Annotated in this window: 13 protein-coding genes and 2 pseudogenes; 12 read left to right on the top strand and 3 right to left on the bottom strand. The window is 58.1% G+C overall.

Annotated elements, in window-relative coordinates; all coding sequences use genetic code 11:
* A pseudogene (locus P3T22_RS30420) lies at positions 1-198 on the top strand (RND transporter); the annotation flags it as partial.
* Between the two features lie 72 nt (positions 199-270).
* Positions 271-1,344: a zinc-binding dehydrogenase gene (locus P3T22_RS30415; RefSeq protein ID WP_429326963.1), complete on the top strand. Its 1,074-nt coding sequence runs from the start codon at positions 271-273 to the stop codon at positions 1,342-1,344.
* A gap of 51 nt (positions 1,345-1,395) precedes the next feature.
* Here the strand turns inward: P3T22_RS30415 and P3T22_RS30410 are convergent, their stop codons facing one another.
* On the bottom strand, positions 1,396-1,980 hold the full coding sequence (locus P3T22_RS30410) for a hypothetical protein (RefSeq protein WP_429326962.1): 585 nt from the start codon (positions 1,978-1,980) through the stop codon (positions 1,396-1,398).
* A gap of 13 nt (positions 1,981-1,993) precedes the next feature.
* On the opposite strand from P3T22_RS30410, the gene P3T22_RS30405 reads away from it, so the two are divergent.
* From P3T22_RS30405 to P3T22_RS30380, 6 genes and pseudogenes are all read left to right on the top strand, one after another.
* The gene (locus P3T22_RS30405) at positions 1,994-2,152 is read left to right on the top strand and encodes a hypothetical protein (protein WP_158515338.1); all 159 of its coding nucleotides are present in this window, start codon (positions 1,994-1,996) and stop codon (positions 2,150-2,152) included.
* 79 nt (positions 2,153-2,231) lie between these two features.
* Positions 2,232-2,456 (top strand): annotated as a pseudogene (locus tag P3T22_RS30400) (IS6 family transposase); the annotation flags it as partial.
* A 593-nt stretch (positions 2,457-3,049) separates the two neighbouring features.
* A complete protein-coding gene (locus tag P3T22_RS30395) occupies positions 3,050-4,234 on the top strand; it encodes an acetyl-CoA C-acyltransferase (protein ID WP_063499304.1) in 1,185 nt (394 codons plus the stop codon).
* Between the two features lie 34 nt (positions 4,235-4,268).
* The gene (locus tag P3T22_RS30390; protein ID WP_063499303.1) at positions 4,269-5,243 is read left to right on the top strand and encodes an NAD(P)H-dependent flavin oxidoreductase; all 975 of its coding nucleotides are present in this window, start codon (positions 4,269-4,271) and stop codon (positions 5,241-5,243) included.
* 170 nt (positions 5,244-5,413) lie between these two features.
* Positions 5,414-5,860 carry a MaoC family dehydratase gene (locus P3T22_RS30385; RefSeq protein WP_063499302.1) on the top strand — a complete coding sequence of 149 codons (447 nt, stop codon included), beginning with the start codon at positions 5,414-5,416 and terminating at the stop codon, positions 5,858-5,860.
* A gap of 56 nt (positions 5,861-5,916) precedes the next feature.
* Positions 5,917-6,633 (top strand): hypothetical protein, encoded by a 717-nt coding sequence (locus P3T22_RS30380; protein ID WP_063499301.1) that lies wholly within the window; start codon positions 5,917-5,919, stop codon positions 6,631-6,633.
* Between the two features lie 146 nt (positions 6,634-6,779).
* Here P3T22_RS30380 and P3T22_RS30375 read toward each other — a convergent pair whose 3' ends face one another.
* Positions 6,780-7,349, bottom strand: coding sequence for a TetR/AcrR family transcriptional regulator (locus P3T22_RS30375; protein ID WP_063499300.1), 570 nt, complete (start codon positions 7,347-7,349; stop codon positions 6,780-6,782).
* A 230-nt stretch (positions 7,350-7,579) separates the two neighbouring features.
* On the opposite strand from P3T22_RS30375, the gene P3T22_RS30370 reads away from it, so the two are divergent.
* From P3T22_RS30370 to P3T22_RS30355, 4 genes are all read left to right on the top strand, one after another.
* The gene (locus P3T22_RS30370; protein WP_063499299.1) at positions 7,580-8,323 is read left to right on the top strand and encodes an SDR family oxidoreductase; all 744 of its coding nucleotides are present in this window, start codon (positions 7,580-7,582) and stop codon (positions 8,321-8,323) included.
* Between the two features lie 50 nt (positions 8,324-8,373).
* On the top strand, positions 8,374-8,970 hold the full coding sequence (locus tag P3T22_RS30365; protein ID WP_063499298.1) for a 2-hydroxychromene-2-carboxylate isomerase: 597 nt from the start codon (positions 8,374-8,376) through the stop codon (positions 8,968-8,970).
* A gap of 144 nt (positions 8,971-9,114) precedes the next feature.
* Complete coding sequence (locus P3T22_RS30360) at positions 9,115-10,764, top strand: AMP-binding protein (protein ID WP_063499297.1); 1,650 nt, start codon at positions 9,115-9,117, stop codon at positions 10,762-10,764.
* Between the two features lie 34 nt (positions 10,765-10,798).
* Entirely contained in the window at positions 10,799-12,586 is a 1,788-nt protein-coding gene (locus P3T22_RS30355; RefSeq protein WP_429326961.1) for an acyl-CoA dehydrogenase C-terminal domain-containing protein, read from the top strand.
* Positions 12,587-13,740: 1,154 nt separating this feature from the next.
* On the opposite strand, the gene phaP is transcribed toward P3T22_RS30355, so the two are convergent.
* Positions 13,741-14,316, bottom strand: a complete 576-nt coding sequence (gene phaP / locus P3T22_RS30350; RefSeq protein WP_063499295.1) for a TIGR01841 family phasin — start codon at positions 14,314-14,316, stop codon at positions 13,741-13,743.
* Positions 14,317-14,613: the final 297 nt, after the last annotated feature.

Raw genomic sequence — 14,613 nt, 5'->3', positions numbered from 1 at the left:
ACCCAGTACAAGGACGGCGCCGTCAATTATCTCGACGTGATTGACGCCGAACGTACGGTACTTCAGTCGCAAACGACGGCGGTCCAGCTTTCCGGTGTTCAGGCGGCTGCTACCGTGAACCTGATTCGCGCGCTGGGCGGTGGATGGGGTGATGCGGTAACCGTCGGATCCGCCGGTCCGCAACCACAGACCAGGTAGGTTCCGGGTTGAGTGTGCGCGCGGTGTATCAGGCATGCATGGCGCACATGGCGTTTTTAATCAGGAGATGCGATGTCATCAGATCAGAAAGAAGCGGCAAATGTGGGCGTTTTCACGGCGATCGAACATGCGGAATATGGTCACCCCGCTTCGGTCCTGCGCCTTGTAGAGCGTCCGATGTCCGAGGTTGAACCCGGACCGCACGACGCACTGGTACGCGTCTCAAAGCGCCCAATCCATCCGGGAGACCTGCTGATGATTGCCGGCGACAAACGCGGCGGAAGGGCGGCCCCGATCCCGGCGGGCGCGCCCCGTACGCCGGGTTTTGAAGGCGTTGGCGTGATCGAAAAGCTGGGGAGCAATGCCGCGCATCAAGGGCAGTTTGCTGTTGGGCAACGAGTGATGTTCCTTTCCGGAACGGGGCGAACATGGGCAACATATTCAAAGGTTCCTGTCACTTCGCTGGTCGCGGTTCCGGACGAAGTGAGCGACGCCGTAGCGGCGCAAATTCTCATCAACACCATGACCGCCCAGGTCGTGCTTCGCGCCGGGCACAACGCGTTGCCGGTCCCCGAATTGCCCGTTACGGTAATCCAGACGGCGGCAGGCTCATCGGTGATGCGTATCGTGACGGCCCTGGGGCAGAAGATCGGCCTGACCATGATCCGGCTTGTCCGGACACGGGCGGGCGCCGAACTTCTTGAGGCGTCTTTGCCAGGCACGCCGGTGATCGCGACAGAGGCGAGCGGGTGGCAGGAACAGGTGCGCTCCGCGATGGGGTCCAGGCCGGTGCACGTCATCTTCGACGCGGTCGGCGCAGCGCTGGTCGATGACCTGACATCGCTTCTTTCGGATGGCGGAACGGTTGTCAACTTTGGCTGGCTGGGGACGGGCGCGCCGGATCTGTCCGGGTTTGCGCCGAGAGGCCTGGCGTTTAAAGGCGTGGTCTTTACCGAATGGATGAACTTCTCTTTGGCGGAGCAGAAGCAACATCGCGATATGGCCATGCAACTCGCTAAAGAAGCGCCTCATGTTTTCGCGATTGCGGGCGAGTATCCTCTTGCTGATTTCAGAAAAGCAATCGAACATGCGAGTGGGCCCGGGAAGAATGGTGTGGTTCTTCTGACGAGCCAGGTCGGACTATAGCCCGATGCGATTGGCAGGCTGCCTGGCCTGCTAGAACTTATCGCATGAGCTTCAGGGATTGCGGTCATGAGTGTGACTGTCGTCGTCGACCCGTTTGCCTATTCCACGCGGCACGATACATCGTGAAAAATCGATGGAAACCAGCAGCGGGTTGTCGACCTTTTGACCCGAGTCGTCGTACGCGTACACACGACGTTCCGTTGGGACGATGATTCCTCCGATGTCACGGTAGTTCGACGCATAGTTTGCCCCACTCGCGCCGCCCATTACATCTACCGTATAGTCGTGCCGACGCAACAGACCGTCTTCCCCGAAGTAGGAAATCTGTTCGCGGCTATGGATGACAATCGATTCGGGGAAAGTGACCTTCAGCCTTCGCCAGACCTGGCCGTCTTCTTCCCATTCGGGCAGCTCCTCAGTCTTGAAACCTGGGAGAGTGTAGAGAAAAGGGATCGTGGCGCCGGAGATATCGAGCGTCGCGCAAACGCTCCGAAACTTGTTCCAGTTGTCGATCCCGCCATGGGCCAGAACGGCTTTCTCTAGTAACGTACTAATTGTTTCGTGATCCAAATGAATTAAGGTTTTGCGGCGCGTGTTGGCGCTCGTGCTGAAAGGTGTCGCTGAACGCGTCGGCACTCGAAAAGTTGCTGTGTCGACCCTGTACCAGGACGAAGGCGTTGCTGGCGATGATCATCCCGTACTCAAGGCCCACACTGGCAAGCATGCATACGTGGTCGAATGGCCACCCAGAGCCCAGCGAAACATGTCGATTACGCCGGATGTGGGGTTCGGCCGCGGACTGCTCTGAATAGTTTAGTCATTTTTGTTGGCCAGGTTGCCCAAAGTGTCGAGAGCGAGCGCGTCGAAGGGGGCGTTCTACGGCCATTATCGACTTCCTGCTGTGCGCCCATCGTGACGAGACTGCAGCCCTGCGTTACCTTGAAAATCGATCGCCCAGAAGGGCGTCCCCGAGAGGGTGACCATCGACAAGCGCGGCGCCAATTTCGCCGCGCTTGAAGCGATCAATGCTGATCGTGAAACGCCTATCGATGAAGTGCGCACGCGGAACTCATCCGTCCGCCGCTGATCAATTCTATGATCTAGAAATATAGGCAGCGCTTCGCATTTCGATCTCGTTCCTCACTCGATCCCTATCGCGACAGAACCTTCATGCCCCATCTTCGGCAGGCGAAGCCTTTGCAACGCTGCGGCCGTTACGTCGATACCTACTGGCCCATTTCATACCTCAGATCCTGCGCAGGTTGAGCGCGCGCAACGCTTGCAGGAGCGCAGGTATTACGCACCGGCCGTCCGGATATCGATGAGGGTTTTCCCATGGTCGCCAAGGGTAAGTCAATGTTCAGTAACGTTAACGGGGACTTTGGTCGTGCCGTGACATGGGTTCGCTCGTCTTGACACGTCCTGGAGGTTGGCATAAGGTTATAGACAAACGTTCGTTTATTAAAAGAGTGTGCGCGGAGCAGGCGAATAACTGCATTGGAAGGCGACTCTGCCAGCCGGCAAGTGTACTGGCGGCGCTGTTCGTATGACTGCACGGTACGTTGCTGCTGGGCCGACATGCTTATGTTGGCTGGTTGTCACCGTTACCGTGAGGTCATCAGCCCGACGCGATCTTGTTCGTTGAGCATTTTTTTGACACCTGCGGGCTATCACCGCCCGCCTCCTGGAGGAACTGATACACATCATGAGAGAAGCTGTCATCGTTTCTACGGCTCGCACGGGAATCGGCCGGGCCTACAAGGGATCGCTGAACATGACGAAATCACCGGCTATGGTCGGCCACGTGGTTTCGCATGCTGTCCAAAGAGCCGGAGTCGACCCGAGCGAGGTCGATGATGTGGTAATCGGTACGTCGATGGCCGCAGGTACCTCTGGCATGAACGTCGCGCGTTTGGGAGCGCTTGCAGCGGATCTGCCGTTGACCGTTGCGGGTCAGACTGTCGATCGACAGTGCGCCTCCGGCCTCATGGCGGTATCGATCGCCGCCAAGCAGATTATTGTCGACGGTATGGATGTCGTTGTTGCTGGCGGACAGGAGAGTATTTCGCTGGTACAGAACAAGTTCGTAGACTGGGTCGGCGCTGACGCCGACAGCGCGTTGGTCGAGCGTGTGCCTAACGCTTACATCCCGATGCTTCAGACAGCAGAGATCGTTTCAAGGAAATATGGCGTGTCTCGGGAGGCGCAGGACATCTACGCTGCGGAGTCGCAACGTCGTACTGCTGTGGCGCAACGTGAAGGGCGTTTCAGTAAGGAAATTGTCCCGATGAAGGTCACCATGGCAGTCGCCGACAAGGAAACTGGGACGATTGGCTATCGCGAGGTGACGTTGGATCGCGACGAAGGAAATCGTCCGGACACCACAGTAGACACGTTGGCACAGGTCAGACCTGCCATTCCTGACGGGGTCACGACTGGCGGAAACGCAAGCCAGTTATCCGACGGTGCATCAGCCAGCGTCTTGATGGACAGCAGGTTGGCGCAGCGGCGTGGCCTGCAACCGTTGGGTGTGTATCGCGGTATTGCAGTGGCGGGATGCGCACCGGAGGAAATGGGTGTCGGGCCCGTCTTTGCCGTGCCCAAACTGCTGGCGCGTCACGGACTGAAAATCGACGACATAGGTCTCTGGGAATTGAACGAAGCGTTTGCGTGTCAGGTGATCTATTGCCGGGACAGATTGGGTATCGATCCGGAGAAGCTGAACGTGAATGGTGGTGGCATTTCAATCGGCCATCCCTATGGCATGACCGGGGCGCGCCTGGTGGGTCACGCCCTGCTCGAGGGGAAGCGTCGCGGCGAAAAATATGTCGTTGTCACCATGTGCATCGGAGGCGGTATGGGTGCCGCCGGCCTGTTCGAAGTTGTTTGAAATTCAAGTCACGTTTGCATCAAAGGAAACCCTCATGAAGACACGTATCACCGAGCTGTTTGGCATTGCGCATCCGATTATCCAGGGCGGCATGCACTTTGTCGGCCTGGCAGAGCTGGCGTCAGCGGTCTCGAACGCAGGCGGTCTTGGGCTGATCACTGCGTTGACACAGAAGACCCCGGAGCTGCTTTCCAAAGAGATTGCGAAGTGTCGCGAGATGACAGACAAGCCCTTCGGCGTGAACGTCACATTCCTTCCTACATTCTCGTCGCCCCCCTATCCGGAATACATTGCTGCGATCGCGGAAGGGGGAGTGAGGATCGTCGAAACGGCGGGACGCAGTCCTGAACAATATATGCCGCTGTTCAAAGCCGCGGGCATCAAGGTGATCCACAAATGCACGTCTGTTCGCCATGCGCTCAAGGCGGAAAAGATCGGTTGCGACGCCGTCAGCGTGGACGGATTTGAATGCGGCGGACATCCGGGCGAGGACGACGTGCCCAATATGATCCTTCTCCCGCGCGCAGCAGACGAACTCAAGGTTCCGTTTGTGGCATCGGGAGGCATGGCAGACGCTCGCAGTCTCGTCGCCGCGCTCGCAATGGGAGCCGATGGGATGAACATGGGCACGCGCTTCGTTGCGACCAAAGAAGCGCCCGTGCACGAAAACGTCAAGAAGGCGATCGTGGCTGCGACGGAGCTGGATACGCGGCTGGTCATGCGCAGCCTGAGAAATACCGAGCGCGTCCTGAAGAATACCGGCGTCGATCGCCTGCTCGAAATCGAACGGGAGAGAGGCGGCGACCTGCAGATCGAGGACATCGTCGAACAGGTTTCCGGTGTCTATCCCAAGGTCATGCTCGATGGCGAAATGGATGCAGGCGCGTGGAGCTGCGGGATGGTGGCGGGTCTGATCGACGACATTCCTACTGTGAAAGAACTGATCGATCGCATCATGTCCGACGCCACGAGGCTGATCCATGGGCGGCTGGGACAACTGCTCGGCTGATCGAGGCGGCAATGGTCGGTTAGTACCCGGTCTGCGTGTTTCGCGCGCGGGCATTTTTCAAAACGTGGGGCACGCCGATGTCGAAATGACGACATCGGCGCTGTCGGTCGCCTATCCGCAGTCCGGGGAGGCTTGCCGCCGTTATCGCAGGTACAACGGGATTGATGAATATGGAGCTACTTTATCTGGAAGACCTCTCTGCCGGGATGCGCTTCGAATCCGGCTCCTTTGCCGTTGACGAAGAAGACATGAAGCGATTCGCTCAACAGTTCGATCCGCAGCCCTTCCACCTTGACGAGGAGGCCGGACGCTCGACGTTCTTCGGCGGACTCGTCGCCAGCGGCTGGTATACCGCTGCGATCACAATGCGACTCTGGACTTCGGGTGGTCTTCCGTTCGCCTGCGGCGTCATTGGCATGGGTGGCGAAATCGGTTGGCTGAAGCCGGTCAGGGCGGGGGATGTGCTGCGTGTCGTCAGCACGATCGTTGATGTGACGACGTCGAAGTCGAAGCAGGACCGAGGCATTGTCGCCGTATCCGCCGATACGCTGAATGAGGCGGGTGACGTGGTGTTCAATGCTCGTCCGAGATTTTTGGTGTTCGCTCGTCCGCGTTGAGCGCACGAGCTACGAACGAATTCGAATCACTATCCGAGGAAACAGGAGTTTTTTCGATGAATCAATTACTGGCATCCGTCCTTCGGGCGCATGGCGGGGTTGAGCGCTGGAATAGCTTTAGCAACGTTGCCGCGACGATTGTCAGCGGTGGTCAATTGCTCGATCGCAAAGCGCCACAAGCTCCTGAGCCACGCCGTGTGATGGTTTCCACGCACCGGCAAGCGAGTTCGATCACACCGTTTGGCACGGCAGACAGGCTTGCGCGCTTCACGCCGAACCGCGTGACCGTGGAGACGCTCGATGGCGACATGCTGAGCGAGCGGACGAATCCGCGCGAGCACTTTGCTGGGCACGATCTGGATACGGCGTGGGATCCATTGGACCGGGCGTATTTTGGCGGCTATACGCAGTGGATCTATCTCAACGCGCCGTTCATGTTTACGTTACCCGGGGTGACGGTCGAGGAAGGGGCTCCGCTTCGACATGGAGACGAGACGTGGCGTGCGCTGCGCGTGACCCTCCCGCCGGATATCGTCAGCCATAGCGCCGTCCAGACGTTCTACTTTGGCGATGACTTCCTGCTGCGCCGCCAGGACTACACGCTGGATATTGCTGGAGGTTGTAACGTTGCGCATTACACGTCCGATTTAGCGGAATCGAACGGCCTGCTGATTCCGAATCGAAGAAGGGCCTATCTCTGTGACGACAACTACAATGTCCTGGAAGATCGGCTCCTGATCTGGATCGACTATACGGACATTCAAATCAGCTAGGACTGTAGCAAGTCGGGAACCGGCCGTCGCCAGGAAGATGACGACGTCGGTTTGTCGATATGGAGGCGGCGAAGATGGCTGGCGAATGTATCTACGCCTTGGGTGGCGACGAGTGGAAATATCCGCCGACATCTCACCGCCGCCACTCAGCGCAGCGAATCCATCGCGAGGGCTTTGGCCAGAAATCGGCGGCTGGCCGCCAGGATCTCCTTTCGTGTGCGCTCGGTCTCGACGGCACGCGCGAGCACCAACGCCCCCACACACTGAGCGATGAGTGCCCACGCCGCGTCGGAATCGCCGGTGCGATTGCTCCAGCTCTTCTGGATGCGTTTGACTGCGTCCTCAACGGCCTCGCGCACATCGGGTGCTGCGCGGGCGATCTCCGGCCCGAGCGTGGGAAGGACGCAGCCTTCCTCGGGGTGCAATGCGTGAAAGGAGCTCAAGTAGTTTCGTAGGCACTTGGCTACATGATCGACAGGGGAGGTGCCGTCGCCAGCGAGCATCTCGGTGCTCTTTTCAACTTCCTCGGCAACCAGGGCCTCGAAGAGCGCATCCTTGGACGGGAAGTGGTTGTAGAAAGCACCGCCAGTGAGCCCGATCGATCCCATCAGCGCATCGACGCCCGTGGTTGCGAACCCGCCGCGCTTCGCAATGGCTTTGCTGCTGGCTATGAGTCTTTGGCGGGTTTCTGCCTTGTGGGTACTGGAGTAACGCATGTTGAGGCTCCGCTAAATTCCCTCGGTGACAATCCTTACAGGATAGCATAACCGTCGTTTACCAATCATTCAAGCCCGAGTTTCTCCGGGTCTGCCGACGTCGCGCTATATCGCCCCAATCCCTTCGATCTCTCGGTCGTTGTGTGAAAGCGATACTAGGGTAATCAATGACTAGGCATATTCGCGGTGTCGATTTATAAATGAACGTGCGTTAATTAAAGGAGATGAGCATGGCAGGTGAAACAACAAATAAGCGGCCGGCGGCACTGGTGATCGGCGCGGGCGATGCAACCGGAGGGACAATTGCCCGCAGGTTCGCGCGCGAGGGCATGGTTGCTTGCGTGGTGCGTCGGCAGGCCGAAAAACTCGAACCCTTGATCAAGCAGATCGAGGCGGAGGGGGGCACGGCGGTGGGGTTCGGGTCCGACGCTCGCAAGGAGGAAGACGTCATCGATGTCGTGTCGAGGATCGAGCAGGAGATTGGTCCGATTGAGGTGATGGTGTTCAACATCGGCGCGAACGTTCCCTGCAGCATTCTTGAGGAGACCGCACGCAAGTACTTCAAGATCTGGGAGATGGCCTGCTTCAGTGGATTCCTGTACGGGCGGGAAGTGGCCAAACGCATGGTCGCCCGACAGCGGGGAACGATTATCTTTACCGGGGCGACTGCGGCGATTCGCGGATCCGCCAATTTTGCAGCCTTTGCGGGAGCGAAGCACGCGCTGCGTGCCTTGGCTCAGAGCATGGCGCGTGAGCTCGGGCCAAAGAATATCCACGTCGCACACGTGGTTGTGGATGGTGCGATTGACACGGACTTCATCCGGGAGAATTTTCCGGAGCGGTACGCGACAAAAAGCGACGACGGCATTCTTAATCCGGAGCATATCGCGGATAACTATTGGCATCTCTACACCCAGTCGCGTGACGCCTGGACGCACGAGCTCGACCTGCGTCCGTGGCGAGAGACGTGGTGACACGTGGCGAGAAGCGCTGCTCAACCCTATCTGTTATCCAGGAACCGCATATGTCCAAACGCATTGACTTCTACTTCGATTTCGGTAGCCCTACCGCATACCTTGCCTGGACGCAATTGCCGAAGATCGCCTCCGAGTATGGCGCGGAGCTTGCATTGAAGCCCGTACTGCTAGGCGCAATCCATAAGGCTACCAACAACGCGTCGCCGGCTACGGTTCCGGCAAAAGCTGCATGGATGCAGCGAGATCTGGCGCAGTTCGCGGCGAGTTACGGCGTCCGTTTCGAGCATAACCCGTACTTTCCGATTAACACGCTTGTCTTGATGCGCGGCGCAACGGGTACACGGATGCGCGACGAGGGATTGTTCGATCGCTATGTGGACGTGATCTTCCGGGCGATGTGGGAAACGCCCCACAACCTTGGGGACATGGAGACGCTGAAAGCGGTGCTGCGAAACGGAGATCTCGATCCGGAGCTGATCTTCGAAATCGTCCAGGATCCGGCAGTCAAGGAAAAGCTCAAGGCAGACACCGATGCGGCGGTTGCCAGAGGGCTCTTTGGCGCACCGACTATGTTTGTTGGTGAACAGATGTTCTTCGGGCAGGACCGCCTCAATTTCGTGCGGGATGCGTTGCAGTTCGATTGATGCGACTGCTGCGGCCGCAGCGGCTGCGCTTGTGCCGGCGTGTTTCGCGAGCCGGATGGCGCGGCTTCCGGCTGAGCAGCGGTAGCCGCCAATCCGGGCTGCGCAGCAGTTCATTACAGAAAATGCTAACAGGAGACGGGAAACATGGAGCGGATTTGGCAGCCGCAGTATCAGGATGGAGTTCCTTTTGAGATCGACATTGACGGATACCATTCAATCGTCGACTTCCTCGATCGGGCAAGTGCGGAACGCCCCGACCAGACCGCATTCGTATGCGTCGGATCGTCACTTAGCTTCAGGGAACTGGATACATTGAGTCGTGCTTTTGCGAGCTACTTGCTGAATGTTGAGGGACTCAGTGCCGGGGACCGTGTCGCAATCATGCTGCCGAACCTTCTGCACTATCCCATCGTCGTGTTCGGCGCATTGCGGGCCGGTCTGACGCTTGTCAACCTTAACCCGAACTACACGACTCGAGAGATACTCTTCCACATGCAGGACAGCGGTGCGAGCCTGCTGGTGGTTTCCGAGAAGTCGATCGCCGCTGTGCCAACGGAGATCGACGGCAAAGCTCGCAAGATCGTCGTGGTCGCGGCTGGCGAAATGCAGTCATTCAGGGAACTGGCAAAGGGCGTCGAAGCTCCTGACATCGATACGAAGGCTAGCCCCGTGGCGGCGGGAGAACGCCGCTTCATCGATGCGCTCACGATTGGGCGGCGCACGCCGCTTTCGGTGCCGACAGTCACGCTGGATATGATGGCCTTTCTGCAGTACACGGGGGGGACGACCGGCAAGCAAAAAGCGGCTGTGCTCACTCACCGGAACTTTGTCGCGAATATTCAAATGATGTCCGACTGGTTCCGGGCGGGCTTCGGGAAGGCAGACGAGTGCCTGGTGACCATTCTGCCGATGTATCACATCATGGGACTATCCATGGGCTGCATTTTTTCGGTCGCCATGGTACGCAAGAATGTACTTATCCCGAATCCTCGCGATCTTGAGCATTTCGTCAGCGAGCTTCGGGATCACCGCTTCACTTTTCTGCTCGGCGTGAACACGTTGTTTAACGCACTTCTGGAGTATGAGCCGTTCCGAAATCAGGATCTCAGCTGCCTCCGGCAAACTACCGGAGCGGGTGCTCAGGTGGAACCGGAAGTCGCGAAAAGATGGCGCGAACTGACGGGTTGTCGCCTTCAGGGGGCGTATGGGCTGACGGAGGCATCGCCGGGCGTTTGCGCGATGCCGCTTCATTCGGCAGGGCACGAAGGCAGTGTTGGCTTGCCGTTTGCGTCGACTGACCTTGTACTGCTCGACGATGAAGGGAACGAAGTCCCTGCCGGCGTGGCGGGCGAAATTGCGGTCAAGGGACCGCAAGTGATGAGTCGCTACTGGAACCGGCCGGAAGAGACGCAGGCGGCGTTCACTCCGGATGGTTTTCTGCGCACCGGCGATATCGGCATGGTCGATCCGGACGGTTTCCTCACAATCATCGACCGCAAGAAGGACGTCGTATTGGTGTCGGGCTTCAACGTATATCCGAACGAGATCGAGTCGGTCGTGAGTTCGCATCAAGGGGTTCTTGAGTGCGCGTGCATTGGCGTACCAGATGAAAAGACCGGCGAAGCACTCAAAGTATTTGTCGTAGCCCGCGATCGCATGCTTACGGAAGACGCCCTTCAGCAGTTTTCTCGCGAATTCCTGACTGCGTACAAGGTGCCCCGGCAATTCGAATTCATCGACGCCCTGCCGAAGTCGCCGGTAGGAAAAGTGCTCCGTCGCGCGTTGCGCGCCTGAATTGACAACCTAATGGGAAAACTCAGACACGACAATGGGTAAATATAATCCGCCAATACGCGACATGCATTTTGTTCTGCATGAATTGCTGAACGTCGAAGCACGCTTTGCGCAGATGCCGCCGTACCAGGACCTGGATGCAGCCACAATCGACCAGGTGCTCATAGAGGCCGGCAAGTTTTGCAGCGAGATCCTGCAGCCGTTGAATCTGTCTGGCGACCGCGAGGGCTGTACGCGTGAAAGCGCCGGAGAAGTCAGGACACCGTCTGGATTCAAGGAAGCATATCGTCAGTACATGGAAGGCGGGTGGCCGGCGCTCACGTGCTCGGCTGATTTCGGTGGGCAGGCGTTGCCGCAGGCGGTGGGCAACGCGGTTACCGAAATGATGTGCGCTGCGAATCAGGCATGGAGCGCGTATCCGATACTGTCGCACGGTGCATACAACTGCCTGCACGAGCACGCGAGTGACGAACTGAAGCGCTCGTATCTACCGAAGCTCGTTTCCGGTGAATGGGCCGGGACGATGTGCCTGACTGAAGCGCACTGCGGATCGGATCTGGGATTGTTGAGAACACGGGCCGAACCGTCCGAAGACGGCTCTTACCGTATTACCGGCACAAAGATCTTTATCTCGGGCGGCGAGCATGATCTGACCGACAATATCTTGCATCTGGTGCTCGCACGAATGCCAGACGCCCCGCCAGGTTCGAAAGGAATCTCGCTGTTCCTTGTTCCCAAGTTCCTGCTTGATGATCCTGGCAAACCCACGGTGCGCAATTCAGTGCAGTGTGGGGCGATCGAAGAGAAGATGGGAATACACGGAAACTCGACCTGCGTGATGAATTTCGACGGCGCGCGCGGATGGCTTGTCGGGGAGAAAAACAAGGGCTTGAACGCGATGTTCGTGATGATGAACGCATCGCGTCTCGCGGTTACCGTGCAGACGGTCGGCCTGAGTGACTTTGTGTACCAGCAGTCAGCGGCGTATGCAAAGGAGCGGCTCCAGATGAGAAGCGGATCCGGGCCAAAATTTCCGCAATATTCTGCCGATCCCATCATCGTGCATCCCGACGTGCGGCGCATGTTGCTGACTCAAAGGGCTTACACCGAGGGCGGTCGTGCATTGACCGCATGGATCGCCGTTCTCGCTGACGAGGAGGCCTCGCACGGCGACCGTGCAAGGCGTGCCGATGCCGCAGCTCGCGTGGCGCTGCTCACACCGGTGGCTAAAGCGTTTCTGACCGACAACGCCTTTGAAAGCACAAATTTGGGCATGCAGGTGTTCGGTGGTCACGGTTATATCGTCGAGTCCGGCATCGAGCAGTACGTCCGCGATGCCCGCATCAGCCAGCTATACGAAGGGACGAATGGGATTCAGGCATTGGATCTCGTCAATCGGAAAGTCGTGAAAGACGGTGCCACGGCATTGAACCGTTTGTTCGACGAGATTGAGGGCTTCGCGCTGGCGTGTTCGGCCGACGTGGATATGGCCCAATTCTCACGCTCGCTGCTGGTGGCGCTTGCACAAGCGCGAAGCGTGACGGGCATCATTCTCGATGGTGCATCGGAAAATCCGGATTCGGTCGGCGCGGCCGCCGTTCACTATGCGCGCGTAATCGGCCACCTGTTGCTCGGCTATCTATGGGCGCAGATGGCACGGATCGCGCTGGCGCAGACCGGATCATCGGACCGCTTTTACTCGACAAAGTTGGCAACAGCCCGCTTTTACTTTACGAGACTTCTGCCGGAAATCAGTTACCAGATTGAAATTATCGGTACGGGGCCGGAATGTCTGATGGAAGTTGACGGTGAATCGTTTTGATTTCCAAAGAGATTTCACGCGGGAATGGTGTCGCGACCCCGCTGCACGAAGCGGGGTCATCTGCCGCAGCGCCGTTAGCGCTGCGCAATTCTGGCCTGCGGTGCGCGCGCCACAAAACCGAAGTTGCAAACGAATTCTGTCCAGCGATTGCAATCAATGTTGGCCCCGCGCTGCAGTTGGTGGACGGTAGCGTGTCGTCCATGCAAGCGCTCTGGCGATTACGCATGACGCCGGTGCGTTGTGGGTCACATGCAGGAGACGGACTGCATAAGCGAAGGCCTCTAGCCTGCGTCGCGCTGTGCTCCGATTTATACACGGTGGGTATTTCGATATTCCTGCGCCAGGAGCAGGCATAGTGCGCCAAGTGCCTCCAGGTGCGCAGCCTGTTCAGGACTATCTATTTCGCGCGACCCTAGGACATCATCCAACATCGGCGCGAGCAGTCTCAGTCGCGCGAAGGAAGAGTCATCCAACAGCATTTTTCGTCTCCGCTAAAGGGCCGGTGCTCGGTCAAGTGAGTACCGAGAGTCGTTTCTTATCCTGACTTATTTGCCGGGGTGGGCCGTTGGCACAAACTTTTATGCCCCGCCCACGCAGAAGCAAGATCCCATCGAAGCTGACCAGTTATTAGCTCCGGGTCTCACTCGGGCGGGAACACGCGCCAGGCACCGTCATCGTGCCGGAAGAAAAAGAGCGCAACCGGGCCGTCCGGTTGCCGTGCCTCAACGCATACATATCGGCTCCGCTTGGAGCCTGTGCGACCGAATCGGGTTACCCGAACGGGCGTCTCCGAAGTTGGCATCAGCCATTTTTCAACCAGCGAACGCAAGGATGTTTCTGCGGTATTCATCGCTCGTTCCCGTTGGTTCGGCCGCGCCCTGTCGCAATCGCCACGACGCAACTTCGGCCACAAGGGGCCGGCCACTTCGCGTGATTGATACTGCACACAATCGAACGAAGCAGCGGTGGCGACATGGGCGACTTTGCCTGCTAATTTCTAGTTCGGGACGCAGCCCCATGACGGCGTCCGGGGCATACTGGACGCCGCCGGACTTCGAAAGTCCACCCGCTGAAAAAAGCTGGCAGGGAGTGCTTGAAGAAGCAGGGGGCTTGCTTGAAGAACTTGACGTCGGTGGCCGACATCGAAAACGCTACTACTTCTCCACGGCGTCCACTGCTACAACGACCTGTCCGGTCCGCCTGGCCGAGGCGGAAGACGCAGCGCTAACATTGCTTTCGGCAATCGCTACTGCTTGCTTCGTCGCTTTTTTGGCCGTTTCGTATGTCACGCTGGAGGCCTCGTTAGTTGTCTTGATGAATGCCTTCAATGCCGACAAGGCGGTCTCGAATCCTGCCGGGGTGTCCTTCGAGAGACCGTCGAATAACGCTTGTGCATTGTGCTGGTGCTGCTTGAACTGAGCTTCAGCGATCGCGGCGATTTCGGCTTGGGTACCGGATATGATTTCGTAGACGTGTCGCCAGTACGACTGCGCTTTTTCTGTGGCGGGTTGTACCTCACGCGTCTGCAGCGCGTATAGCTCCTGTGGGTCTTTGGCCGAAAACGCCTTGGCGATGATGTCCTGATTTTTGGCAACGGTCGATTTGACCGCTTGCAGGTTCAGCTCAGCCAGCTTCTCAATGCCTTCGAAACCTTTGGTCAGGACACCAAAGGTTGCCTCAAGGGCGGCTTTATGCGCGGCTATCAGTTGTTCGGGCACAGGACTGCTCATTACTAACTCCTTAGGGATGAAGTGGCGAATGTCCGGGAGACCGACGAAGGGAATCACGGATGACGAGCCACAGGTTAGGAAGCGTTGGTGCGGTGCAGCAGAATCGATTCTAAGGTTGCGCACGCGGATGTCAATCGTTTATCGGCTGCTGACGATGCGCGGCGTGCGCCTGCGGCGCCGAATGCCTTGGTGGCATTGAAGCGCAAGGGCTATTTAGGGAGAAACCCTGGTGAGAGTGGGCCGTGTCTGGCATCCGGCCGAAACGTTTTGATTCGGCTTGTGCGGCGCCGCAAAAAA

Source organism: Paraburkholderia sp. GAS348 (assembly GCF_050434205.1).
In the GTDB taxonomy this organism is placed as follows: Bacteria; Pseudomonadota; Gammaproteobacteria; order Burkholderiales; family Burkholderiaceae; genus Paraburkholderia.
Note: the sequence above shows the minus strand (reverse complement) of the source record. Positions and strands in the feature narration are given on the sequence as shown.